Annotated in this window: 27 protein-coding genes; 17 read left to right on the top strand and 10 right to left on the bottom strand. The window is 73.7% G+C overall.

What is annotated here, in order from left to right; all coding sequences use genetic code 11:
- Positions 1-539: 539 nt before the first annotated feature.
- From PV350_RS30645 to PV350_RS30635, 3 genes are all read left to right on the top strand, one after another.
- Positions 540-1,292, top strand: a complete 753-nt coding sequence (locus PV350_RS30645; protein ID WP_499509454.1) for an SDR family NAD(P)-dependent oxidoreductase — start codon at positions 540-542, stop codon at positions 1,290-1,292.
- A 278-nt stretch (positions 1,293-1,570) separates the two neighbouring features.
- Positions 1,571-2,320: an SDR family NAD(P)-dependent oxidoreductase gene (locus PV350_RS30640; protein ID WP_500337134.1), complete on the top strand. Its 750-nt coding sequence runs from the start codon at positions 1,571-1,573 to the stop codon at positions 2,318-2,320.
- 88 nt (positions 2,321-2,408) lie between these two features.
- Positions 2,409-3,266 carry a TIGR03620 family F420-dependent LLM class oxidoreductase gene (locus PV350_RS30635; RefSeq protein ID WP_499509456.1) on the top strand — a complete coding sequence of 286 codons (858 nt, stop codon included), beginning with the start codon at positions 2,409-2,411 and terminating at the stop codon, positions 3,264-3,266.
- Here PV350_RS30635 and PV350_RS30630 read toward each other — a convergent pair.
- From PV350_RS30630 to PV350_RS30620, 3 genes are read right to left on the bottom strand one after another with little or no spacing between them, the layout of a single operon-like run.
- Positions 3,205-3,435: an Rrf2 family transcriptional regulator gene (locus PV350_RS30630; RefSeq protein ID WP_500337133.1), complete on the bottom strand. Its 231-nt coding sequence runs from the start codon at positions 3,433-3,435 to the stop codon at positions 3,205-3,207. The genes PV350_RS30635 and PV350_RS30630 overlap by 62 nt on opposite strands.
- Positions 3,436-3,461: 26 nt before the next feature.
- Positions 3,462-4,064, bottom strand: a complete 603-nt coding sequence (locus PV350_RS30625) for a TetR/AcrR family transcriptional regulator (RefSeq protein WP_499509457.1) — start codon at positions 4,062-4,064, stop codon at positions 3,462-3,464.
- A gap of 50 nt (positions 4,065-4,114) precedes the next feature.
- Entirely contained in the window at positions 4,115-4,702 is a 588-nt protein-coding gene (locus PV350_RS30620) for a TetR/AcrR family transcriptional regulator (RefSeq protein WP_499509458.1), read from the bottom strand.
- Between the two features lie 246 nt (positions 4,703-4,948).
- Between PV350_RS30620 and PV350_RS30615 the strand changes: the two genes are divergently transcribed.
- On the top strand, positions 4,949-6,625 hold the full coding sequence (locus PV350_RS30615; protein ID WP_500337136.1) for a SulP family inorganic anion transporter: 1,677 nt from the start codon (positions 4,949-4,951) through the stop codon (positions 6,623-6,625).
- 121 nt (positions 6,626-6,746) lie between these two features.
- On the top strand, positions 6,747-7,157 hold the full coding sequence (locus PV350_RS30610; RefSeq protein ID WP_499509459.1) for an ATP-binding protein: 411 nt from the start codon (positions 6,747-6,749) through the stop codon (positions 7,155-7,157).
- A gap of 13 nt (positions 7,158-7,170) precedes the next feature.
- On the opposite strand, the gene PV350_RS30605 is transcribed toward PV350_RS30610, so the two are convergent.
- Positions 7,171-7,326, bottom strand: coding sequence for a DUF6126 family protein (locus PV350_RS30605; protein WP_500337132.1), 156 nt, complete (start codon positions 7,324-7,326; stop codon positions 7,171-7,173).
- A complete protein-coding gene (locus PV350_RS30600; protein ID WP_500337135.1) occupies positions 7,323-7,715 on the bottom strand; it encodes an ArsR/SmtB family transcription factor in 393 nt (130 codons plus the stop codon). Before PV350_RS30600 ends, PV350_RS30605 begins: the two co-directional genes overlap by 4 nt.
- A gap of 81 nt (positions 7,716-7,796) precedes the next feature.
- On the opposite strand from PV350_RS30600, the gene PV350_RS30595 reads away from it, so the two are divergent.
- Entirely contained in the window at positions 7,797-8,306 is a 510-nt protein-coding gene (locus PV350_RS30595; protein ID WP_499509462.1) for a DinB family protein, read from the top strand.
- 31 nt (positions 8,307-8,337) lie between these two features.
- Here the strand turns inward: PV350_RS30595 and PV350_RS30590 are convergent, their stop codons facing one another.
- Positions 8,338-9,351, bottom strand: coding sequence for an MBL fold metallo-hydrolase (locus PV350_RS30590; RefSeq protein ID WP_500337131.1), 1,014 nt, complete (start codon positions 9,349-9,351; stop codon positions 8,338-8,340).
- An 83-nt stretch (positions 9,352-9,434) separates the two neighbouring features.
- Positions 9,435-10,331 (bottom strand): serine hydrolase, encoded by an 897-nt coding sequence (locus tag PV350_RS30585; protein ID WP_499509464.1) that lies wholly within the window; start codon positions 10,329-10,331, stop codon positions 9,435-9,437.
- Between the two features lie 30 nt (positions 10,332-10,361).
- Between PV350_RS30585 and PV350_RS30580 the strand changes: the two genes are divergently transcribed.
- The 8 genes from PV350_RS30580 (at position 10,362) to PV350_RS30545 (ending at position 18,696) form a co-directional block, all read left to right on the top strand.
- The gene (locus tag PV350_RS30580; RefSeq protein ID WP_499509465.1) at positions 10,362-11,333 is read left to right on the top strand and encodes a LysR substrate-binding domain-containing protein; all 972 of its coding nucleotides are present in this window, start codon (positions 10,362-10,364) and stop codon (positions 11,331-11,333) included.
- 98 nt (positions 11,334-11,431) lie between these two features.
- Entirely contained in the window at positions 11,432-12,241 is an 810-nt protein-coding gene (locus PV350_RS30575) for a DUF427 domain-containing protein (RefSeq protein ID WP_499509466.1), read from the top strand.
- Between the two features lie 44 nt (positions 12,242-12,285).
- Positions 12,286-12,798: a molybdenum cofactor biosysynthesis protein gene (locus PV350_RS30570; protein WP_500337130.1), complete on the top strand. Its 513-nt coding sequence runs from the start codon at positions 12,286-12,288 to the stop codon at positions 12,796-12,798.
- 116 nt (positions 12,799-12,914) lie between these two features.
- Entirely contained in the window at positions 12,915-13,868 is a 954-nt protein-coding gene (locus PV350_RS30565; protein ID WP_500337129.1) for an endonuclease/exonuclease/phosphatase family protein, read from the top strand.
- Between the two features lie 413 nt (positions 13,869-14,281).
- Complete coding sequence (locus PV350_RS30560) at positions 14,282-15,205, top strand: hypothetical protein (RefSeq protein WP_500337128.1); 924 nt, start codon at positions 14,282-14,284, stop codon at positions 15,203-15,205.
- A gap of 228 nt (positions 15,206-15,433) precedes the next feature.
- Positions 15,434-17,005 (top strand): alpha/beta hydrolase, encoded by a 1,572-nt coding sequence (locus tag PV350_RS30555; protein WP_500337127.1) that lies wholly within the window; start codon positions 15,434-15,436, stop codon positions 17,003-17,005.
- A gap of 135 nt (positions 17,006-17,140) precedes the next feature.
- Positions 17,141-18,028 carry a DMT family transporter gene (locus PV350_RS30550; RefSeq protein WP_500337126.1) on the top strand — a complete coding sequence of 296 codons (888 nt, stop codon included), beginning with the start codon at positions 17,141-17,143 and terminating at the stop codon, positions 18,026-18,028.
- A gap of 104 nt (positions 18,029-18,132) precedes the next feature.
- Entirely contained in the window at positions 18,133-18,696 is a 564-nt protein-coding gene (locus PV350_RS30545) for an Rv1733c family protein (protein ID WP_500337125.1), read from the top strand.
- 6 nt (positions 18,697-18,702) lie between these two features.
- Here the strand turns inward: PV350_RS30545 and PV350_RS30540 are convergent, their stop codons facing one another.
- Both PV350_RS30540 and PV350_RS30535 read right to left on the bottom strand, forming a co-directional pair.
- Complete coding sequence (locus tag PV350_RS30540) at positions 18,703-18,918, bottom strand: hypothetical protein (protein ID WP_499509473.1); 216 nt, start codon at positions 18,916-18,918, stop codon at positions 18,703-18,705.
- Between the two features lie 153 nt (positions 18,919-19,071).
- Positions 19,072-19,194, bottom strand: coding sequence for a hypothetical protein (locus tag PV350_RS30535; RefSeq protein WP_499509474.1), 123 nt, complete (start codon positions 19,192-19,194; stop codon positions 19,072-19,074).
- Between the two features lie 403 nt (positions 19,195-19,597).
- Between PV350_RS30535 and PV350_RS30530 the strand changes: the two genes are divergently transcribed.
- The 3 genes from PV350_RS30530 (at position 19,598) to PV350_RS30520 (ending at position 21,154) form a co-directional block, all read left to right on the top strand.
- Positions 19,598-20,005 (top strand): ArsR/SmtB family transcription factor, encoded by a 408-nt coding sequence (locus tag PV350_RS30530; protein ID WP_500337124.1) that lies wholly within the window; start codon positions 19,598-19,600, stop codon positions 20,003-20,005.
- Entirely contained in the window at positions 20,002-20,640 is a 639-nt protein-coding gene (locus PV350_RS30525) for an SRPBCC family protein (protein ID WP_500337123.1), read from the top strand. The genes PV350_RS30530 and PV350_RS30525 overlap by 4 nt, the downstream gene beginning before the upstream one ends.
- A gap of 67 nt (positions 20,641-20,707) precedes the next feature.
- Positions 20,708-21,154, top strand: a complete 447-nt coding sequence (locus PV350_RS30520; RefSeq protein WP_499509477.1) for a winged helix-turn-helix transcriptional regulator — start codon at positions 20,708-20,710, stop codon at positions 21,152-21,154.
- Between the two features lie 126 nt (positions 21,155-21,280).
- Here the strand turns inward: PV350_RS30520 and PV350_RS30515 are convergent, their stop codons facing one another.
- Entirely contained in the window at positions 21,281-21,727 is a 447-nt protein-coding gene (locus PV350_RS30515) for a nitroreductase family deazaflavin-dependent oxidoreductase (RefSeq protein WP_499509478.1), read from the bottom strand.
- Positions 21,728-21,768: the final 41 nt, after the last annotated feature.

Here is a 21,768-nt window from a genome sequence, read left to right as displayed (position 1 = left end):
TCGGTGGCCGGCTGCGGCGCGGGCACCGCCCCGGTGCCGGTGCCGGTGGTGGGGTCGGCGGCGTGGGCGGGGCCGGTCAGGCCGGTGACGCCCAGGGCGACGGCGGCGGCGAGCAGGACGGACAGGCCGGTGCGGCCGGATCGGTGAACCGGTCTGGGCCGTATGCGTGTTGACATGGACGAATGCCTCCGGCAGCCCGGAGTGACCCGGGCTCGGTAGTGGGACATCGGATGCACGGCGCACCTTCGCGCCCGCGGCTCGCCCTGCACCCTCGTGGTGATCACACCCGGGTGACAAGACGAAAACCGGGGGGAGTACGCGCAGTTGCACAGATGCGAAGCCGGAGGGCGGGCAGAGGGCGCCGAAGTGCCCGGTGTGGTCCCGGTTCCGGAGGAACGGCCGCTTCGTACGGCCCTGACACGCTCGTCGCGTACGCCCCGCGGACTCACCCGGGCCGCAGGCACCCGGGCGCCCGCACCCGCCGTGCGGCGGCGGCCGGGCCGCCGGATACTGATCACGGGCGACGCTGGAGGCCGGCGATGGGGCGTTTCGACGGGAAGACCGCGGTGGTCACCGGTGGGACCAGCGGCATCGGGCTGGCCGCCGCCGAGCGCCTTGCCGCGGAGGGCGCGTACGTCTTCCTCACCGGCCGCCGGGAGCCGGAACTGCGCGGCGCGGTCGCCGCGATCGGCTCGGAAAGGGCCACCGGTGTGCGCGGTGACGTCGCCGTCCCCGCCGACCTGGACCGGCTGTTCGCCCAGGTCGAGGCCGCGGGACGGCGCATCGACGTCCTCTTCGCCAACGCGGGCGGCGGCAGGCTGGCCCGCCTGGAGGACGTGACGGAGCAGGACTTCGACGCCACCTTCGGGGCGAACGTGAAGGGCGTGCTCTTCACCGTCCAGAAGGCGCTGCCGCTCCTCAACGACGGCGCCTCGGTCATCCTCACCGGATCGACGGCGGGCAGCGGCGGCCCGGAGGGGTTCACCGTCTACAGCGCCTCCAAGGCCGCCGTGCGCTCCTTCGCCAGGACCTGGGCCAACGAGCTCAAGGGCCGCGCCATCCGGGTGAACACCCTGAGCCCGGGACCGGTCGAGACCCCGGGGGTCAACAGCCTGGCCCCCGACCCCGAGCAGAACCGCCGCCTGCTGGACACCCTGGTCGGCACGGTGCCGCTCGGCCGCATGGGACGGCCCGAGGAGGTCGCCGACGTGGTCGCCTTCCTGGCCTCCGACGAGAGCACCTTCGTCACCGGGGTGGAGCTCTTCGTCGACGGCGGCCAGCAGCAGGTGTGAGCCCGCTCCTCCCCTGCCCCGCCGGTTATGGACCGTGTGGTACACATCAATGATTCCGTACCGTGCGGTCCATATCGCCAGAAGGGGCGCTTGACACCCCCCGCAGGTCGGCCTAGTTTCATATCGACCACTACATAACTCACCAGCCCGCCACCCCTCCTCGCGGCACCCCGAACGGGGCACGGCGAATACCGGAGGGAATCCCCTGCGCCAATACGTAACATATCTTGTTACGACAGGGGCTTTGGCGATCACTCACTGCGATTCGGAGCAACACCATGGGACAGCTTGACGGCAGGACCGCCATCGTCACGGGCGGCACCAGCGGCATCGGCCTGGCCACCGCTCGGCGGTTCGCCGCCGAGGGCGCGCACGTGTTCGTCACCGGCCGCCGCAAGGACGCGCTCGACGCCGCCGTGGCGGAGATCGGACCCCGCGCCACCGGTGTCCACAGCGACGTCTCCGACCTGGCCGGTCTCGACCGGCTCTACGCCGCCGTCGCCCAGCAGGGGCGGCGCATCGACGTGCTCCTCGCCAATGCGGGCGGCGGCAGCTTCTCCACCCTGGAGCAGGTCACCGAGCAGCACTTCGACGAGATCTTCGCGACCAACGTCAAGGGCCTGCTCTTCACCGTGCAGAAGGCGCTGCCGCTGCTCAACGAAGGTGCCTCGGTCATCCTGACCGGCTCCACCGCGGGCTCGGTCGGCAACGAGGCGTTCGGCGTCTACGGGGCGTCCAAGGCGGCGGTGCGCTCCTTCGCCCGGACCTGGGCCAACGAGCTCAGGGGCCGCTCGATCCGGGTCAACTCCATCAGCCCCGGCACGATCGACACACCCGGCATCGACGGCCTCGCAGCCGACGCCGAGCAGAGGGCACAGCTCAAGGGCTACCTCGAAAGCCAGATCCCGCTCGGCCGGATGGGCCGGCCCGAGGAGGTCGCCGCCGCGGCCGTCTTCCTCGCCTCCGACGAGAGCAGCTTCATCACCGGCATCGAACTCTTCGTCGACGGCGGCACCAACCAGGTCTGACCGCCGCCGAGGCCTCCCCGTCCACGGCGGGGAGGCCTCGGTGACAGCCGTACGTACCGGTACCACCAGCACAGACGGGACACACGCGATGGACATGGGACGGACAGGGATCTGGAGCATCGAGCTGCGCACGGCCGATCCGGGAGCGATCGAGGACGCCGCAGCCGAACTCGACGCGATGGGCTGGGGTGCCCTGTGGATCCCGGGACTCGGCGGCGGCGACATCCTCGGCGACTCCGAACGGCTGCTCCGCGCCACCCGCACCGCGCGCGTCGCGGTCGGAGTGCTCAGCATCTGGCGCCACCGGGCGGCGGAGATGGCGGCGGGACACGCGCGGCTGCAGCAGCGGTACGACCGCCGGCTCCTCCTCGGCCTCGGCGTCAGCGACGCGGCAGCCGCACGCGGCGCGGGGCGCCCCTACCGGCCCCTGTCGGACATGGACGCCTACCTGGACGAGCTCGACGGAGCCCCGGCCCCCGTACCGGCCGGGGAGCGCGTCATGGCCGCGCTGGGGCCGAAGATGGTCCGGCTCGCGGGACGACGCACCGCGGGTGTGCACCCGTTCATGGTCACCCCCGAGCACTCTGCGGCGGCCAGGGAACTGCTCGGACCCGGCCCCCTCCTGGCGCCCTATCAGGCGGTCGTGCCGGAGCGCGACCCTGCCAGGGCCCGCGCCGCCGCCCGGGACTTCCTCGGGGCGTTCCTCGCCATGGACCACTACGCCCGCAGCCTGCTCCGCCAGGGCTTCACCGAGGACGACCTGGCCGGAGGCGGCAGCGACCGGCTCATCGACGCCGTCGTGGCCTGGGGCGACACCGAGGCCATCGGCGCCCGCGTCCGCGCCCATCACCAGGCCGGCGCCGATCACGTCTGCCTCCACGTCGTCACCGCGGACTCCGCCGTCCCGCTGCCGCAGTGGCGGGAACTCGCCGCCCTCGCCCGCTGAACCAGTGCGTGTGGCGGAGCACGTCGGCGATGGCGGTGGAGGCGAGTTCGCGCACGAGGCTCCCGCCCGCCCCCGCGCCGCGTCGGGACTCGACGGGTCCGGCCCCGCGCAGGTCGCCGAGACAGCGCCGGATGACCACGGGGTTGGTCGGCCCGCTGTCGGCGCTCACGCCCGCGGACCTCCCCTTCGGCAATGTCAGCCGGCCGCCGGCTCCGCGGGCCAGGCGCCCAACGCGAGATCGACGACCCGGTGCAGTTCCTCACGGGTCGCGCCGCCCGCGGCCTGCACGGCGACGCCCTGGTACACCGTGATGAAGTAGCGGGCGAGATCGGCCGGATCGGCGTCGGCGGGAAGTTCCCCGTCCGCCCGCGCCTTCTCCAGGCGCAGCCGGAGCGCCGCCTCGCCGGACGCCCGGCGCGCGGTGAGTTCGGCGCGCACGGTCTCCGACCCGGGCGACGATGCGAGGCCTCCCTGCACGGTGAGGCAGCCCGGAGGACAGTCGGGCCGGGTCGTGGCGTCCGCGGCGCCGTGCAGCAGCCGCTCGACGACGCGGCGCGCGTCGGGCTCGGCGAACGCCTCGCGGATGTAGCGGGCAGGGCCGTCGGCGTAGTGGTCGAGGACCCGCTTGAACAGCTCCTCCTTGTTGCCGAAGGCGCCGTACAGGCTCGGCGGGTTGATGCCCATGGCCCGGGTCAGGTCGGAGATCCCGGTGCCTTCGTAGCCTTGGCGCCAGAACACCTCGAGCGCCCGGTCCAGCACCTCGTCGACGTCGAAGGCGCGCGGCCGTCCTCCCGCCATGGTGGCCTCCTGCCCCGCGATCTGTAACGACCGTTATGATACCGCGCCGGTCAGGGACGCGGGAGGCGGGCCAGCGCCGCCCGGCCGATCTGCAGCAGCCCCGACGCGTCCATGCGGGTCTTGGCGAGGAACTCCATCCCCTGCAGGACGGCCAGCAGCAGCCGGCCGAGCTCCTGCGGATCGGCCCCCGGATCCAGGTCTCCCTCGCGCTGCGCCTCCTTCACGCACGCGGCGAGGAGGCCCTCGACCTCCTGGTAGGTCGTGCGGGAACGTTCGACCACGTCCGGATCCCGGCCGTGCAGTTCGGAGGTGCTGTTGACCAGGAAGCAACCGCGCCGTTGCAGGTCGGCCCCGTAGCCCGCCGCCGCGCCCTCGAGCAGACGGGTCAGCCGTGCGAGCGCCCTGCCGGGTCCGCCCAGCGCTTCCCGGACCCCGTCGAGCTGCTCGGCGCGGTAGTCGTCCAGGACCCGCAGGAAGAGCTGCCGTTTGTCGCCGAACGCCCCGTACAGACTGCCCTTTCCCAGCCCCGTGGCACTCGTCAGGGCCTCCAGGGACGTCGCGGCGTAGCCACGGGCCCAGAACACCTCTCGGGCAGCCCGGAGCACCTGCCGCTCGTCGAAGCTCCTGGGACGCGCCATGGCGTCGATGATACGGATTCTTGACCTAACGGTCCATTTACGCCCCCGTCCGACCGCCACCGCCATCGGAGGGTCCCGCGACCTACCGGATCCACAAATTGCAAAAATCTTCAATTCGCTACATGATGATCCCGCTGTGCCGTCACGGGAAACACGGGGCACGGCTGCGGGCCGTCCCCGGCAACCGGCCGGGGCGAGGGACGACGGGGCCGGTGTCTTCGCACGGTGACTGGGCTGGCAGGGCGGATGTGGGACCCCGTACGCGCGTTGCTGCCCACGCGGGGCGATCTGACGGCGATGCGGCGGCAGCCCCGTCGCGACCTGCTCGCCGGATTGACCGTGGCGGTGGTGGCCCTGCCGCTCGCGCTGGCGTTCGGCGTCTCCTCAGGGCTCGGTGCGGAGGCCGGACTGGCCACGGCCGTGGTGGCGGGGGCGGTGGCCGCGCTGTTCGGCGGATCGAACGTGCAGGTCTCCGGCCCGACCGGGGCGATGACCGTGGTGCTGGTCCCCATCGTCGCCCGGTACGGGCCGGGCGGGGTCCTGACCGTGGGTCTGATGGCCGGTGCGCTGCTCATCGGGCTGGCCCTGCTGCGCGCCGGCCGGTACATGCGCTACGTGCCGGCGCCCGTGGTGGAGGGCTTCACCCTCGGGATCGCGTGTGTGATCGGGCTGCAGCAGGTGCCCGCGGCCCTCGGGGTGCCCACGCCGGACGGCGAGAGGGCCGCGGCCGTGGCCCTGCGGGCCGTACGCGAGTTCCTGGCCCACCCCCACTGGGCGGCCCTCGCGCTCTCGGTGGCGGTGGCCGGCGGCATCTTGGCGGGTGCCCGGTGGCGCCCGCGCGTGCCGTTCTCGTTGCCGGCCGTCGTCGTGGTCACGATCGCCGCCGAGGCCGCGGACCTTCCGGTGGCGCGCATCGGCCACCTGCCGTCCGGACTGCCCGCGCCCTCCCTGGGGTTCCTCGACCCGGCCGCGCTCCCCTCTCTGCTGGCGCCCGCCCTGGCGGTCGCGGCCCTGGCCGCCCTGGAGTCGCTGCTGTCGGCGACCGTCGCGGACGGGATGACGCGCGGACAGCGCCACGACCCGGACCGGGAATTGTTCGGCCAGGGCCTCGCGAACCTGGTCGTCCCGCTGTTCGGCGGGGTGCCGGCCACGGCGGCGATCGCCCGCACGGCCGTCAACGTCCGTACCGGAGCGGGCTCGCGGCTGGCCGCGCTGACCCACGCCGCCGTCCTGGCGCTGATCGTCTTCGTCGCCGCTCCGCTGGTGGGGAGCATCCCGCTCGCGGCGCTCGCAGGCGTGCTGCTCGCCACCGCGATCCGGATGGTCGAGGTCGGATCGCTGCGGGCGATGGCCCGGGCCACCCGCGCCGACGGCGCGGTCCTGTTGCTGACCGCGGCCGCGACGCTGGCCCTGGACCTGACGTACGCGGTCGTCATCGGGCTGGTGGTGGCGGGGGCCCTGGCGCTGCGCGCGGTGGCGCGGCAGGTCCGGCTGGATCGGGTGCCGCTGCACGAGGGCCCGCCGGAGGGGCACGGCGCCGGGGAACACGCCCTGCTCGCCGAGCACATCGTGGCCTTCCGCATCGAGGGGCCCCTGTTCTTCGCCGCCGCCCACCGTTCCCTGCTCGAACTCACCGAGGTCGCCGACGTGTCGGTGGTCATCCTGCGGCTCTCCCGTGTCACCCACATCGACGCCACCGGCGCCCTGGTCCTCAAGGACGTCATCGACCGGCTGAACCGCCGAGGCATCACGGTGCTGGCGTCCGGCCTCCGGCCAGGACAGCGGCACGCGCTGGACGCGCTGGGCGTGCTGGACGCGCTGCGGGACGCGGACCTGGTGCACGCCACTGCCCCGGAGGCCGTCCGCGCGGCCCGCGCCCGGTTGCACCGGGCCGGTGTGCTGCGCGGGGAGGCCGCCGGTTGAGCCCCGCGTACCGCATGAACGGCCCCCTCACGCTCCAGGGGCACCGGCTCGGCGGCCCCGCGGGCGCCGGTGCCCGTACCGGTGACGACGGCCGGCCCGGCACCCGGTGACCGCTCGCGCCATGCTGCACCGCCGCCATGTGCTGACCCTCCCGACGGCGCCCCTGTCCGTGACCGTGGCCCGCAGGACGGGCGAGTACGTCTACACCTCCTGGGGCGTCGGCCCGGGCGACACCGTGCTGGGCCGGGCCCTGCTGATCCTCGGCGAACTGGTCGCGAACAGCGTCCGGCACGCCGCCGGGGTCTCCCCCAGCCTGGACGTCGTCTACGCGACGGGCGGCGGGGTGCTCGCCCTCGCCGTGTACGACCTGCATCCCCACCGGCCGGACCTGCTCCGGGCCGCCGCGACCGGCGGCGGACTGGCCATGGTCGCCGAGGTCACCGCCGAATGCGGGGGCACGGCCACGGTGCTCCCCGATCCCGGCACCGGCGGCAAGGGCATATGGGTCACCCTGCCGCTGCGCACGGAGTGAACCCGTGGGCCCCTCACTTGGGAGCGTGCTTGCCCAGGTAGAACAGCAGGGTGATGAAACCGGCGATGAAGTGGGTGACGAAGACGTAGACGAGGACGCGCAGGAGCACCGCCCGCTGCTTGTACTTCTCGCCGCCCGTGTCCCTACCGGGGCCGGTCCCGGCGCTCACGCGGCGTCACCGGTCTTCCCGGGCGGGCCGGGCGGGCCGGGCGTACGGACCGCGGAGCCTTCCTCGGTCTGCTTCAGCTCGGCCAGCAGGTCCTGCTGCCCGGTCAGCAGCTCCGTGAGGATCCTGCGGGCAGCCCGGAGCAGTTCCGCCACGTCGCCGCCCGCCAGCTCGTACACCACGGTGGAGCCGGTGCGCGTGGCGGTCACGATGCCGGAGCGGCGCAGTACGGCGAGCTGCTGGGAGAGGCTGGAGGGCTCGATCTCCATGGCGTTGAGGAGGTCCCGCACCGGCTTGGGCCCGTCCTGCAGGAGTTCCAGGACGCGGATGCGCACGGGGTGCCCGAGCATGCGGAAGAACTCCGCCTTGGCCTGGTAGAGCGGAACCTGCACCCGGACCACCCGTACCTTCTGTAAAGATTCGCCAATTGAAGAACTCTTCAATTGTACCGCGACTCAGGAAGTGAGCATCCAATGACCGACGACGACCGCGTGGGCCCGCCACTGCTCGGCGGGGAGCGCGAGACGCTCCGGGCGTTCCTCGACTACCACCGGGCCACGCTGGCCATGAAGTGCCGGGGGCTCACGGACGAGGAGCTGCGGCAGCAGTCGATGCCTCCGTCCACGCTCTCGCTGCTCGGGCTCGTCCGGCACATGGCGGAGGTGGAACGCGCCTGGTTCCGCCGGGTGTTCGAGGACAACGACGCGCCCATGGTCTGGTCCGACAGGATCGACTTCCAGGCGGCCTACGACGCGAGCGCGTCCACCCGCGCCGAGGCCTTCACGGCCTGGGAGGCCGAGGTGGAGAACTCCCGCCGGATCGAGGAGGCGGCCGGGTCCCTGGACCTGACCGGGCACCAGCCGCGCTGGGGCGAGGACGTCTCCCTGCGGATGGTCATGGTGCATGTGCTCCTGGAGTACGGCCGTCACAACGGGCACGCGGACTTCCTCCGCGAGGGTGTCGACGGCACCGTGGGGGCCTGACCGGCCCCGCACGGCGGCCGGGAACCGGCCGTCAGGGGACCGGCCGCATGTCCGCGCCGTAGAGGGTGCGGTAGTCGGGGACGACGACGCGCGTCGCGGGCGACTCACGGCGGACCTGCGCGGTGAAGGCCCCGACGTCCGCCGACGGGTCGGGCCTCGGCTCCAGGTCAAGCGGCCGCTCGAAGTCGTCCCAGTGCACGGGCACGACGACGCCGGGGTCGCCGAGCGCCCGCAGCAACCGGGGGACGTACTGGTGCGTCGAGGCGCTGGTCGGTACGGCGACCATGGCCAGGTCCGGGCGCAGTCCCCGGGCCGCGCGCTCGCTGAAGTCACTGGCGCCCATCAGGAACGCCGAGGGCCCCTCGACACCTGCCGTGACCTGGAAGGCGAGGGTGTCGCCCTCGGGAAGGTCGGCGATGGTCTCCGGGCGGGCCCGGGGCGGTGCGACGTGCCTGCCGGGGGCGAAGTAGGAGTACCCCTTGTTGCGGCTGTGCAGGCTCGCGACGACCTCCACCACGATGCCGTCGAAGTCCAGCACTTCCCCGCCCTTCACCACCGAGATCCGCGCCGGGTCGACGCCGAGCGCGACCAGCAGGTGGTACGTGGTCTCCGTGCCGACGACCCGGGCGCCGGTGGAGGCGGCGATGTACGGCACGTCGGCGAGGTGGTCCCAGTGCGAGTGGCTGACGAGGACGAGTTCGGGGTGGCCGACGCGCTCCCGGACCGCGGTCTCGTCGGTCCGCAGCCGGGTGGCGGGGTCGAAGGCACCGGTGAAGAGCCCGGTGGGGAACCGTGTGACGTAAGGGTCGAAGAGCACGGTCCGGCCGGAGACGTCGATGCGCCAGCCCGCGGTGCCCAGCCAGCGGAAGGTCACCGCGCCGGCGTCCGGGGCCCCGCGCCGGGCCGCGGGTGCCGCCGCTGCTGCCGCTGCCGCCGTGGGCACCGTGCCCGGCAGCAGCGGGGTGGCCGCTGACAGCGCGGCGCCCCGCAGCATCGTGCGCCGTCCGAACCTCTTCACGTCTCGTACGTCCCTGTCGTCGCTCATGGCCTCAGGAGATCAAGGCCGAGTCGCCCGCGTCCAAGACCGGAATTCCGCACGCCTGATACGCGATCCGTTATGAGTGCAGGTCAACGGCGGTCGGCCCGCAGGAAGTCCACCGCGATCCGGGCGGCGGCGCCGATCGCGGAGTCCACCGCGGGGCGCACCGCGGTCAGTTCGTGGGTGCGGGCGAAGACGGCGACCGCGTAGCGCCCGCCGTCCGGGTGGCCGACGACCCCCGCCTCCAGGTGCAGGCCGGGCAGCGTGCCGGTCTTGGCGGCCACCGTCACCTCGCCGGGGAAGCCGGAGACCATCCGGTGCCGGAAGACCTGCCGGCCCATCAGCTCCCGGACCCAGGCGCAGGCCTGCGGCGGGCCAGCCTCGTCCCGCCAGATGAGCCCGAGCAGCCGGGTGACCTCCCGGGGCGTGCCGGCGTTGGTCCGCGTGGGGTCCAGGACCGCCAGCCGTCGCTTCCGGTCCTCCGGCAGGGCGGGCCAACGGGCCGCGAACTCCGCCTCGGTGCCGGCCCCGACGTCGGCGAGCATCGACTCCAGCACGTCCCGGGGGCCGCCCACGAGCCGGATGCCGGTGAGCCCGAGCTCCTCGGTGAGGAGCCGTACGGTGTCCAGTCCGATCCGGGCCAGCAGCAGGTCCGCCGCGGTGTTGTCGCTGACCGACATCGCGAAGTGGGCGAGATCGCGGAGCGAGAGCTCGACGTCGTCGGCGCATCCCGCCGTGCCCCAGCCGCCGAGCCGGTCGGCCGCGGTGACCCGCACGCGCTCACGCGGGTCGAGCTGGCCGGCGGCCACCTGGCGGGCGAACTCCAGCACCAGGAGGATCTTCACGACCGACGCGAGGACGACGGGCTCGTCCGCGCCGACGGCGACCTCGGCCGTGCCGCCGGCTCCCGCACCGACCGGTACGGCGTGCAGCAGCACTTCGGCGCCCGCCGCCGCGAACACCTCCCGGATGTCCTCCTCGACCATCAACAGCCTCCTCGCGTAGGGTTCTTGATCGTGGATCTCTTGCGCCACCTGCGTATCTTCGTCGCCGTCGCGGAGGAACTGCACTTCGGCCGCGCCGCCGAGCGGCTGGGCACGGCACAGCCGCCGGTCAGCCAGGCGGTGCGCGCGCTGGAGCGGGAACTCGGCGCGGAGCTGTTCGACCGGTCGCGGCGCCGTACCGCGCTGACCTCGGCGGGGACGGTGCTGCTGGAGGAGGCGAGGGAACTCCTGGCCCGTGAGGACCGCCTGCGGGCCCTGGCGCGGCGTGCCGCCGACGGGGGCCTGGGCACCCTGCGGGCGGCCGTGCCCACCGGCACCACGGCGGCGGTGGTCTCCGCGCTGCTCGCCGCGTGCACGGAGCACGCCCCGGGTCTGGCGGTCGATCTGCGGGAGGCGACCACCGCGGAGCAGTGCAGGCTCCTCGGTGCGGGCGGCCTCGACGTCGGCCTCGTCCACCGCCCGGTGGAGGCGGCCGGACTGCGGCTCGGTCAGGAGGTCGCCTTCGACCTGGGAGTCGTACTCCCCCGTGCCTCACCGGTGGCCCGCGGTCCGCAGGTGTCCCTTGCCGATCTGTCCGGCCAGGACCTCGTGGTGTTCCCGCGCGACGAGGCTCCCGGCTGGTACGACCGGCTGCTGGCGGGCTGCCGCGCGGCGGGCTTCGTCCCCGGTGGCGTCCGGCACGCCTCGAGCCCCGAGTTCCTGCTCGCCCTCGTCGCGGCGGGTGGCGGCATCGCCTTCGACCAGGGCGCGGCCGCCCGCAGGGAGCCACGCGTGGCCTGGCGGCCGCTGTCCGGACGCCCCCTCGCCCGCCGGATCGGCGGTGCCTGGCCCGCGGGCCCCTCCGCCCACCCCGCGGCCCCGCGCTTCGCGGCCCTCGCCGCGCGCGTGCTGGCGCGGCACGGTGCGGTGGCCGACGAGCGCGGCGCAGGCCCGGCGGCGGCGCCGGACGGGCCGCCGCGGCCGTGGTCGGTGGTGTTCGGCTGAGACGGCGGCGTGCCCCGGGCACCGCCGGGGTGGCCGATCACGCGGACGCCGGAGAAGCTGGGCGTACGGAATCCGTGAACGGACCGAGGTGATCACCGATGGCGGACGAGAGCGTGAACCATCCGGGCCTGATCGTCCCGGTCGGCCACGTCGAACCCGTACCACGGCGCATCCGGGCGCTGGTCGGGGGCCGTACCGTCCTCGACACCCGGCGTGCCGTGTACGTGTGGGAGTGGCCCGGCTATCCGCAGTACAGCATCCCGGTCAAGGACCTGACCGAGGGGGTGCTCACCGACGACGGCCGGGCCGGACGGCTGGGCCCCGGCCCGGCACGCCGCCACTCGCTGCACGTCGGTTCCGAGGTCCGCGAGGGCGCGGCCTGGGTCTGGGACGAGGGCTCCCCGGACCGGCTGCTGGGGACCGCGCGCTTCCGCTGGGAGGCCCTCGACGCCTGGTACGAGGAGGACGAGCAGGTCTTCGTCCACCCGCGCAGCCCCTACACCCGCGTGGACGCCCTGCGCTCCTCCAGCAGCGTGCGGGTGGAGGTCGACGGCACCGTCCTCGCCGACGCGCCGCACGCGGTGACCCTGTTCGAGACCGGCCTGCCGACCCGCTACTACGTCGAGCGCGTGCACGTCGACTGGACCCGGCTGCGTCCCTCCGACACGGTCACGCGCTGCCCGTACAAGGGCACGACGAGCGGCTACTGGTCGTTCGACGGTGACGTCGCCACCCACAAGGACATCGCCTGGGCGTACGACTTCCCCACGGTGGCGTGCGCCCCCGTCGCGGGGATGGTCGCGTTCTACAACGAGCACGTGGACCTGTACGTCGACGGCGCGCCGCTCCCCCGCCCCATCGCGATGTCCCGGGCGGAGTGGGACCGGCGTCGTCTCGGAAAGCCCTGAGGCGCCCGCGCCGGGCACGGCGGTCGGCGAATTAGGCTGGCCGCATGTCTCAGCAGGTCGAGGTCGTGCAATTGCTGGTGTCGCCCGCGCACCGGTACACGGGGCGGCCGTCGGAGGGGCCGACGCCGGCGCCGGACGGGGAGCTCGTGCGGAGCGCCGAGGTGCGGAGCGGACTCGGGCTCGTGGGGGACCGCTACTACGCGCGGCCGGCCCATCGGAACGCCGCCGTCACCCTCATGGCGGCGGAGAGCCTGCCGCTGGACATCGCTCCGGAGACCGACCTGCGGCACACCCGCCGCAACGTGCTGCTCCGCGGCGTCGACATCGACGCGTACGTGGGCACGACCGTGTCCCTGGACACCGGGGCGGGGCCCGTCCTGTTCGCGGTGCGGCGCCCCGCCCGGCCCTGCGCCTGGATGGACGTCGTCATCGGTCCGGGGGCCCAGCGCGCGCTGCGCGGCAAGGGCGGGGTGCGGTGCACGCCGCTGAGCGACGGCGTGCTCACGCTGGGGCCGGCGGAGTTCCGGGGCGTGGAGGACGAGAGGGAGACGGCGTAGCGGGGGTGTGCCGGCCCCTTCACCGGATGCCACGGGAACCGGATCACGCGGGCCGGCGTCGTTGCTGCGTGCGATCACTGAGGCGGACGGTTCACGAGCGGGCGGATCACGGGCGGATGGACGCGGCAGGGAACGGCCGCGGATGGCGCGGCCCGCGGCGGTGGGACGCGCTCCTGGTGGCGCTTCCACTCCTGCTGGCGCTGCTCCTCGTGTGCCACGCCTCGGTGCCGGACGGCCCCGGCCGGTGGGGGAGCCTGCTGGAGACGTTCCTGCCCTGGCTGGGGCTGGGCGTCCCGTTGCTGCTGTGCGCGGCCCTGTTGCGGCGCTCCGGAGTCGCCCTGTGCGCGCTCCTGGTACCGCTGGTGGCCTGGCTCGCGGTCTTCGGTGATCCGCTGGGTCCGCGCGGCGGGGCCGGGTACGACCTCGTCGCGGTGCAGCACAACGTCAGTGACGAGAACGCGGATCCGGCGGGTACCGCCGAGCAACTGATCGCGGCGGAACCGGACTTGATCGCACTCCAGGAGCTGACACCGTCCCTGCTGCCGGACTTCGGCGCCGTCCTGGACGCGGCGTACCCCCATCACGTGCGCTTCGGCACGGTCGGGCTGTGGTCCCGGTATCCGCTGGTGGACGGGCGCAGGATCGACATCCGGCCCGCGGACCTCGGCGAGGACTGGGACCGGGGCCTGCGGGCGACCGCCCGGATGCCGCAGGGGGACGTCGCGGTGTACGTGGCCCACCTGCCCTCGCTCCGCCTCGGCCGGTCCGGGTTCGGTTCCGGCAGGCGGGACGAGAGCGCGGCCCTCCTCGGCGCCGAGATCGCGGCCGAGCGGCTGGACCGGGTGGTCCTGCTCGGGGACCTCAACGGCACGGTCGAGGACCGCGGGCTCGCCCCGCTCACCTCGCGGCTGGACGCCCCGGAATCGGGGCTGGCGTTCAGCTGGCCGGGGCGGTTCCCGCTGGCCCGGATCGACCAGGTCCTGGCGCGGTCCGCGACGGTCTCGGAGGTACGGACCCTGCCCGCGACCGGAAGTGACCACCTGCCCGTCGCGGCCCGCATCCGGTTCTGATCACGGACGGCCCAATCCCGTTACCGCACACGGAGTCTGACGGGCCGTCCGGGCCTGAGCGGAGCTCGCCCCGCAGCCATGCCAGGGCACGGCAAAGCACATTGATGGTCCGTCAGCCTGAGCGGCCTCGGACGACCCGAAGCTCCGCCACCCTGCTGACGCAAGATTAGCTGATACTCCGTCACCCAGTTGGACATCTCTTCACATTTTTCTTATTCGGGCCACCACACCACCCCTGACCTGCAGAAACGTCCCGGGCGGCGGCACGGCCCCACCCCATTCGGCCCTACCCCTCCGCCGGTCTCGGGGTGCGGAGCGGCTGCGGATGATCGCCATATAGGTCTCGAGGACGCGCTGGCAGTCGTGCCGGGGGCCACATCCCGCCTGCCCCGTCCACAAGGAGGTTCAGCTCCATGCGTGGTGCTCGCATCCTGGCGATGGCGACGATGACCGCTGCGGCCGTCATCCTTCCGAACTCGCAGGCCTTCGCCGTGGTCGACGTCAACGTCGCCCAGAACGGACGCTCCGTCACCGTCACCGCCAACTCGGAGGTTTGCCAGGCGCCCGGCGCGATGGTGAACGCCAACGCCTTCCCGTCCGGCCTGCTGCGCAACGCCCTGTCCCTCAGCGCGGCGACCCCGGGCGGCCCCCTGACCGGCACGTTCACGATCCCCGAGGACGCGCCGGCCAACACGTACACCATCACCGTCAGCTGCATGATCGGCCCGAAGTCCGACCAGGGCAGCGTCGGCACCCTCACCGTTCCGGCCACGACCAGCACGGAGGGTGACCGCGACGGCGGAACCACCACGGACAACAACGGCACCAACACGAACACGAACACGAACACGAACCACAACAACAACAACACCAATTACGACGACGACGATGAGTACGGGGACGACTACGAGGACGACTACGGCAACTACGGCCGTGGCCACGACCGCGACAAGTGCTCGTGGGGCGGGCACGGCCGGGGCGGCCACGGCGGCCGGGGTGACGACCGCGGTGACGACCGCGGCGGCGACGACAACGGGCGCGGCGGTTACGGGGACCGGGGTGGCTACGGTGACCGGGGCCGCGACAACGACCGCAAGTGCTACAAGAAGCGTCACCACGGCCACGACCGTGACAACGACCGTGACAACGACAACGACTACGGCAATGACAACGACAACGACAACGACAACAACGGCGGTGCGCCCGACACCGGCTTCGGCGGTTCGACCGGCATGAACACCGCCGAGAGCCTCACCGGCGCCTCCCTCCTCGCCGCCGCGGCGGCGGGCGGCGTGTTCCTCCTGCGCCGGCGTCGCCCGCAGGGCGGCGAGGCCTGACCGCCCCGACACCCCCCGCGCACGCACGCCAGCACGGCACTCCGCCCCGGGCCCGCACATGGGCCCGGGGCGGCCTGCTGTCCGCCGCCGGCCGCCGTACGTTCCCGCCCCCGTCACGGCCCGGGCCCACCCGCCGCGGTTCACTCCACCGGCGTACGCGAACGCTCCCGCCGGACACGCTGCGTGGTGCACTGATCACGCACCGGAAGGTGAAGGAGAGACGTGGCGATGAAGGCAGCCCGGACCACCGGCCCCATATCCCCCGGACCCCGGCGCGGGCTCCACCACGTGGCGCTCGTCGCGCTCTGGACCTGCGCACTCCTGCTGACCGCCTGCACGGCCGGTCCGCCGGGGCGGAGCGCGGGCCAAGGCCCCGCGGGGCCGCCGGGCACCGCCGCCGCAACCGTTCCTCCCGCACTGGCCGGCTACTACCGGCAGAAGCTCGACTGGAAACCCTGCGCGGACGAGCCGTCGTTCGAGTGCGCCACCCTGCGGGCCCCGCTGGACTACACCCGTCCGTCGGCGGGCGACATCCGTCTGTCCGCCACCCGCAAGCAGTCCACCGGGACCGCCGCCCAGCGCATCGGGTCGCTGCTGTTCAACCCCGGCGGCCCCGGCGAACCCGCGATCACCTCGCTCTGGTCCTACGCCGGGGCCTTCTCACCGGCCGTACGGGCCGCCTACGACCTGGTCGCGGTCGACCCGCGCGGGGTCGGCGACAGCACCCCGGTGCACTGCGGTACCGGCACGGCCGGCACCCCTGCGGGGGTGCGGGGCCTGCCCGGCGCCGACACGCCGGACTTCGCCGCGGCCGACGAAGCGGCACGCGACACCGCCGCCGCGTGCGAGCGCGGCGCGGGGCGTCTGCTGCCGCACGTCGGCACGCTCGACTCGGCCCGGGACATGGAACTCCTGCGCGCCCTGCTCGACGACGAGCGGCTGCACTACCTCGGCTTCTCCTACGGCTCCTACCTCGGTGCGAGCTACGCCGGCCTCTTCCCGTCCCACGTGGGCCGCATGGTGCTGGACGGCGCCGTCGACCCCACGCTCGACGGCGTCCACAGCCTCCTGGGCCAGGCCCGGGGCTACCAGATCGCCTGGGACTCCTTCGCCGCCGACTGCGCCGCCCGCCCGGCCTGCCCCGTCGGTCACTCCGCCGACGGGGCAGGCCGCACCCTGGACGCTCTGGTCGAGACCCTCGACCGGCGCCCGTTGCGGCAGGGCAAGGACGTCGTGGTCGACGGCGACGCCCTCATCAGCGCGGTCACCACGGCGCTCATGGCGCCCGCGTGGGAGAAGCTGCGCGCCGCGCTCGGCGAGGTGCGCTCCGGGGGCACCACCACCGTGCAGGAACTCGGCGGGGCCTTCGACGACTCCGGTTTCAGCGGTGACGCGTACGTCGCGATCAGCTGCCTCAGCGGCACCCTGGGACCACGGGCCACGCCCGCGCAGGCACGCGCGGCGTTCCCCGCGTTCGTCCGCGCCTCGCCCCGCTTCGGCACGTACTTCGCGGACCAGCTGTCGACCTGCGCCCACTGGCCGGTCCCCGCGGACCAGCCGGCCGGTGCCCTCACCGCGTCCGGCGCCGCGCCGATCCTGGTCGTCGGCACCACCCGCGACCCGGCGACCCCCTACTCCGAAGCACGGACCCTGGCCCGCCTGCTCTCCTCGGGCCGGCTCCTCACCTACGACGGCGACGGGCACACCGCCTACCTCAGGTCGGTCGGCTGCGTCGACGACGCCGTCGACGGCTACCTGACCCGGGGCCAGTTGCCGCCCGCCGGCACGGTCTGCGCCTGACGTCGCCGACAAGGTTCGGGGGCGGCTCGGGGTGGACCCTGATGCCCCGGGGGCGGCGCACACGATGTGCTGGAGGCCCGCGCCACCACCCCCGCACACCAGGAGGAGCCCCATGCCCGTTCGGAGGGCGCTCGCATGAACCCCGGCGTGCTGTCCCTGGCGGCGGCCCTGCTGTCGGCGGTCTGCTACGCCACGGCGGCGGTCGCCCAGGAGCGTACGGCCGCCGCCGGGCGGAAGCCGACGGGCGGCCTGTGGACGCTGGCGCTGGTGCTCCAGGCGGCCGGGGCGGGACTGCACGCGGTCGCCCTGCGGTACGGGTCGCTGACCGTGGTCCAGGCACTGGGCGCGCTGACCCTCGTACTGGCGCTGCCGCTGCACGCGGCCCTCGGCCGGCGCCGCGTGCGGCCCCGCGAGTGGGGCGGGGCCGGACTGACCGTCCTGGGACTGGTGGCCCTTCTGCTGTCCACGGCGCCGCCCGGTACGGAACGGGCACTGGGTGGTGCCGAGTTGGTCCTGCTGGCCGCGATCACGGCGGCGGCGGCGCTGGCGCTGACCCGGGTGCCGTGGGGGGCCGACGGCTCCGTGGTGCGCGCGCTGCGCTTCGCGACGGCGGCGGGCGCGGCGTTCGGGATCGCCTCGTGCCTGACCCAGGGCCTGGCGGTGCACCTGGCCGCAAGCGGACTCGGAGCGGCCGTCGCCGACCCGATGCTCCTGGTGGCGGCCGGCTGCACCGGTGTCCTGGCGATCGCGGGGATGTTGTGGTCGCAGGAGGCGTACCGGGGTGGGCTGGGCGTCGCGCTGGCCGCGGTCACGCTGGCGAACCCCCTGGTCGCGGGGTGCGTCGGTGTCCTGCTGCTCGGTGAGGGTTTCCGGGGCGGCTCGGTGGGCCTGGCGGTGGCCCTGGCGGGAGCGGTGGCGGCGGGGCGGGGCGTGGTGGTCCTGTCCCGGCCGGCACCCGCGGCGGGCCGTACGCCGCACCGGGTCCCCGGTCCGCGGGCGGCGTCGCCCGCGGTCGCCGACTAGTCGGCGGCCAGGGGACGAATTCCCGGCGGGCGGTGGCCCCGTGGGTGCAGCATGTCGGCAGTCCGGTCGAGGCCGGGCCGCGCGCCTCGTCCGAGGGGGGTCCCATGTTGCTCTGCGCCTGTCCTGCCGTGCTGCCGTCCCGGTGCCGCCCGTGCGCGCACACCCTTCCGCGGCTGGCCGCCTCCGCGCTGATGGTGCTCGCCGTACTCGTCTCGGCCTGCGCGGGGTTCGCCGTGCACCGGGCGGAGCGCGCGCAGGCCCTGGCCGAACGGTGCCACCGGCACCTCGTGGAGGGCACCGCGCTGACCTCGACGGGGCCGGTCTTCCATGAGCACGGCATGCGGTCGTTACCGCCGGTGAGCGCCGGCTGGGAGTACCCGCACGGCCGTCCGCACACCGGACGGGTCCCGGTGGGGCGGCCCGTCGAGGCGGGCGAGCCGGTACGGATCTGGGTGGACGACCGGGGCTCGCCGGCGCCGGAACCCCGCAGTACGGCAGGAGCACGGGGCGCGGGCCTGGTGCTGGGCGTCACGTGCTTCCTGCTGTGGTCGGCCGTGGCCTGGGGCGTGCACCATGCCGTGGGCGCCCTCGTGCTGCGCGGGCGGCTGAGGGCGTGGGAGCGGGAGTGGGCACGCGTCGAGCCGGTGTGGTCCGGCCGGGCACCCTGACGGGCGTCAGCGGAAGAGCCGCAGGACCCGCAGGCCCCTGACGTGGTCCTCGCCGGGACCCGCCCTGAGTTCCTCCGGGGGTTTCCAGTCGGCGTGCAGGGCGGCCCAGAAGTCGGTCCACGCCTGGGTCTCCGTCGGCCCGCGCCCGACCGCGTCGGTTCCCGGACAGGTGACCACGTAACCGTCGCCGTCCTGCCGGATCGTCACCGCTGGCTCGACCATGGCCACCTCGCGTCCCGGTGCACCCGAATCACGTCAAGGGTCACCCGGTCGGCGCCGACGCGCAACAGCGCTCCGCGTGGGCCGTCCGGGGGACCCTGCAGCGGCCCACCGCGCCCCCGGGCACCAGGGGCGCGGCGGTGTCCGCCGGCGCCGTCACCCGGCCAGGGCCACGCGGCGGAAGCCCTCGGCGAGGTAGCGCAGCCGCCTCACCACGTAGGCGAAGACCGGGCGGAAGGCCGGGACGGTGTTCCCCGGCCGGTGGGACGTGTCGCTCATCTCGGGCGACCCTTCTGGACGTGCACGGTGTGCGTCGGGGGTGGGTGTCAGTACGGGAGGGGCTTTCCGAACGGTGTCCGCAGGTCGATCGGAGGGCGCGACGGCGCCGGCTTCTTCGGTCGCTGGACGCGGATGCGGCGCATGGTCATCACTCCTTCGGAAACGCGGCCCGTGGTGGGCGGACCCTTCCAGTCCTACGCCGTGGGCACTGCTGCCCGCGTCAGGGAACGTCCCTGAAGCCACCCCTATGCCCGGCATGTCCCTCCTCCTGTGGGGTGAGTCGCGCGTCAGGGTGCGTCGTGGCCGCTCAGGGGCCCAGAGGGAGGAAACGGAGATTCCCCTCACAAGCGTCCATAGCGGCAATCAATCTAAGCCCTTGCTTATATAAGCAGCTGCTGTCATAGTGACGGACGTGCACGCATTCGACGTACTCGGGGATCCGGTGCGGCGCCGCATCCTGGAGCTCCTCGCCTCCGGGGAACAGCCGTCCGGTGCGATCACCGAGGTCATCAGCGGGGAGTTCGGCATCTCTCAGCCCGCCGTGTCCCAGCACCTGAGGGTCCTGCGGGAGAACGGCTTCGCCACCGTGCGCGCCGAGGGGACCCGGAGGCTCTACGCCGTCCAGGCCGCGCCGCTGCGCGAGGTCGACGCATGGCTGGAGCGCTTCCGCGGCTTCTGGGAGCAGCGGCTGGACGCACTCGGCACCGAGCTCGCCCGGGGGCGCCGGGAACGCCGCCTGGCACAGGAACAACAGCGACCGGGAACGGGACAGGCCCGGGACCCCGGGAAGGAACGGGAAGACACCGCATGAACATCGTCGACGAGATCAACGCCATCCACCGCGCGACCGGCAGCCGGGAGGTCTCCGGCGAGGAGGCGCGCACGGTGCTGCTGCGCCGTACGTACGAGGCCCCGGTCGAGGACGTGTGGGACGCCTGCACCACCGCGGAGCGCATCGGGCGCTGGTTCCTGCCGGTCACCGGCGATCTGCGGCTCGGCGGCCGGTACCAGCTACAGGGCAACGCCGGCGGGGAGATCCTGCGCTGCGAGCCGCCGGAGCTGCTCCGGGTCAGCTGGGTCATGGGCGGGGCGCCCGGGTTCAGCGAGGTGGAGGTGCGGCTGATCGCGAAGGACTCGGAGCGTACGGTCCTGGAACTGGAGCACACGGCCGTGGTGCCGCCGGGCATGTGGGACCAGTTCGGGCCGGGTGCGGTCGGCGTCGGCTGGGACCTGGGGCTGCTGGGGCTCGCGCTGTACCTGGCCGGCGGCGGCATCGGGCCGGAGAAAGCGGAGGAATGGCAGTTCTCCGACGAGGCCCGGGACTTCATGACCCGCAGCAGCCGGGCCTGGGGCACTGCGTACGCCGCCTCGGGTGCGCCCGAGGACACCGTGGCCGCCGCGGTCACCGCCACGACCGGCTTCTACGTCCCGGCACGGCCCGAGTAGCGGTGCCCCCGGTGCGGTGTTTGCCCCGCCCGACCTCTCGGTTTAAAGTCGAAACCGGGAGAGGGCGATGCAGAAGAAGGACTTCAGTGACGGACCGTGTCCGGTCGCGCGGACCCTGGGCGTCGTCGGCGACTGGTGGTCGCTGCTGATCGTCAGGGACGCGCTCAACGGGGTGCGCCGGTTCAACGACTTCCACCGCAGCCTGGGCTGCGCCAAGAACATCCTGAGCAGCCGCCTCACCAAGCTGGTGGAGCACGGGGTGCTGCGCACGGTGCCCGCCTCGGACGGGAGCCCGTACCGGGAGTACGAACTCACCGAGGAGGGCAAGGGTCTGCGGCTCGTGCTGCTCGCCCTGCGCCAGTGGGGCGAGGCCAACCTCTTCGAGCCTGCGGAGGAGCGGACCACCCTCGTGGACCGGGCGACCGGTCGCCCGGTGGCCCCGCTGGGGATGCACGACGCCGACGGCCGGCCGCTCGGGCCCGACGACGTCGAGTTGCGCACGCCGGCGCCCTGACGGGCCGCGGGGTGCCGGACCGCGACGGGGGAAACGCGGTCCGGCACCCGCACCGCACGCCTGTCCGCGATGACGCCGTTCATGCGCACCGGGCCGCGCCCGGTGCGCATGAACCCCGCGCCGCGATCAGTGGGGACGGGCCGCGGGCTCCAGGACGAAGACCGGGATCTCGCGGTCGGTCTTCTTCTGGTAGTCCGCGTAGTCGGGGAAGGCCTCGACGGCCCGGTCCCACCACAGCGCCTTCTCCTCGCCGGACACCTCACGCGCCGTCATGTCCTGGCGCTCGGGGCCGTCCTGGAGCTCGACCCGGGGATCGGCGACCACGTTGTGGTACCAGACCGGGTTCTTCGGAGCGCCGCCCAGCGAGGCGACCACCGCGTACTGCCCGCCGTGCTCCACCCGCATCAGGGGCGTCTTGCGGATCTTCCCGCTCTTCGCTCCGCGGGTCGTCAGGATGACCACGGGCAGGTCCCGCATCGTGGTCCCCTCGGTGCCCCCGGAGCTCTCGTACCGCTCGACCTGCTCGCGCGCCCACGTCTGCGGGCTCGGTTCGTACTCGCCCTCCAATGGCACGGGCTCCTCCTCGGTCTCGGTGGTGCTGTCCCGCCCCATCC

This window comes from Streptomyces sp. PA03-6a, from assembly GCF_033792765.1.
Classification (GTDB): domain Bacteria; phylum Actinomycetota; class Actinomycetes; order Streptomycetales; family Streptomycetaceae; genus Actinacidiphila.
The sequence above is the reverse complement of the archived record's forward strand: the minus strand, read 5'-3'. Positions and strand labels throughout refer to the sequence as shown.

What these genes read in the sequence shown, in the direction of transcription:
- PV350_RS30635 (WP_499509456.1), top strand. Translation starts at nt 2,409, where the DNA reads ATGGACATGGGACGGACAGGGATCTGGAGCATCGAGCTGCGCACGGCC.
- PV350_RS30585 (WP_499509464.1), bottom strand. Translation starts at nt 10,331, where the DNA reads ATGGTCGAGGAGGACATCCGGGAGGTGTTCGCGGCGGCGGGCGCCGAA.
- PV350_RS30575 (WP_499509466.1), top strand. Translation starts at nt 11,432, where the DNA reads ATGGCGGACGAGAGCGTGAACCATCCGGGCCTGATCGTCCCGGTCGGC.
- PV350_RS30610 (WP_499509459.1), top strand. Translation starts at nt 6,747, where the DNA reads ATGCTGCACCGCCGCCATGTGCTGACCCTCCCGACGGCGCCCCTGTCC.
- PV350_RS30545 (WP_500337125.1), top strand. Translation starts at nt 18,133, where the DNA reads ATGTTGCTCTGCGCCTGTCCTGCCGTGCTGCCGTCCCGGTGCCGCCCG.
- PV350_RS30595 (WP_499509462.1), top strand. Translation starts at nt 7,797, where the DNA reads ATGACCGACGACGACCGCGTGGGCCCGCCACTGCTCGGCGGGGAGCGC.
- PV350_RS30590 (WP_500337131.1), bottom strand. Translation starts at nt 9,351, where the DNA reads ATGAGCGACGACAGGGACGTACGAGACGTGAAGAGGTTCGGACGGCGC.
- PV350_RS30565 (WP_500337129.1), top strand. Translation starts at nt 12,915, where the DNA reads ATGGACGCGGCAGGGAACGGCCGCGGATGGCGCGGCCCGCGGCGGTGG.
- PV350_RS30525 (WP_500337123.1), top strand. Translation starts at nt 20,002, where the DNA reads ATGAACATCGTCGACGAGATCAACGCCATCCACCGCGCGACCGGCAGC.
- PV350_RS30640 (WP_500337134.1), top strand. Translation starts at nt 1,571, where the DNA reads ATGGGACAGCTTGACGGCAGGACCGCCATCGTCACGGGCGGCACCAGC.
- PV350_RS30550 (WP_500337126.1), top strand. Translation starts at nt 17,141, where the DNA reads ATGAACCCCGGCGTGCTGTCCCTGGCGGCGGCCCTGCTGTCGGCGGTC.
- PV350_RS30570 (WP_500337130.1), top strand. Translation starts at nt 12,286, where the DNA reads ATGTCTCAGCAGGTCGAGGTCGTGCAATTGCTGGTGTCGCCCGCGCAC.
- PV350_RS30560 (WP_500337128.1), top strand. Translation starts at nt 14,282, where the DNA reads ATGCGTGGTGCTCGCATCCTGGCGATGGCGACGATGACCGCTGCGGCC.
- PV350_RS30625 (WP_499509457.1), bottom strand. Translation starts at nt 4,064, where the DNA reads ATGGCGGGAGGACGGCCGCGCGCCTTCGACGTCGACGAGGTGCTGGAC.
- PV350_RS30645 (WP_499509454.1), top strand. Translation starts at nt 540, where the DNA reads ATGGGGCGTTTCGACGGGAAGACCGCGGTGGTCACCGGTGGGACCAGC.
- PV350_RS30540 (WP_499509473.1), bottom strand. Translation starts at nt 18,918, where the DNA reads ATGGTCGAGCCAGCGGTGACGATCCGGCAGGACGGCGACGGTTACGTG.
- PV350_RS30555 (WP_500337127.1), top strand. Translation starts at nt 15,434, where the DNA reads ATGAAGGCAGCCCGGACCACCGGCCCCATATCCCCCGGACCCCGGCGC.
- PV350_RS30615 (WP_500337136.1), top strand. Translation starts at nt 4,949, where the DNA reads ATGTGGGACCCCGTACGCGCGTTGCTGCCCACGCGGGGCGATCTGACG.
- PV350_RS30535 (WP_499509474.1), bottom strand. Translation starts at nt 19,194, where the DNA reads ATGAGCGACACGTCCCACCGGCCGGGGAACACCGTCCCGGCCTTCCGC.
- PV350_RS30620 (WP_499509458.1), bottom strand. Translation starts at nt 4,702, where the DNA reads ATGGCGCGTCCCAGGAGCTTCGACGAGCGGCAGGTGCTCCGGGCTGCC.
- PV350_RS30520 (WP_499509477.1), top strand. Translation starts at nt 20,708, where the DNA reads ATGCAGAAGAAGGACTTCAGTGACGGACCGTGTCCGGTCGCGCGGACC.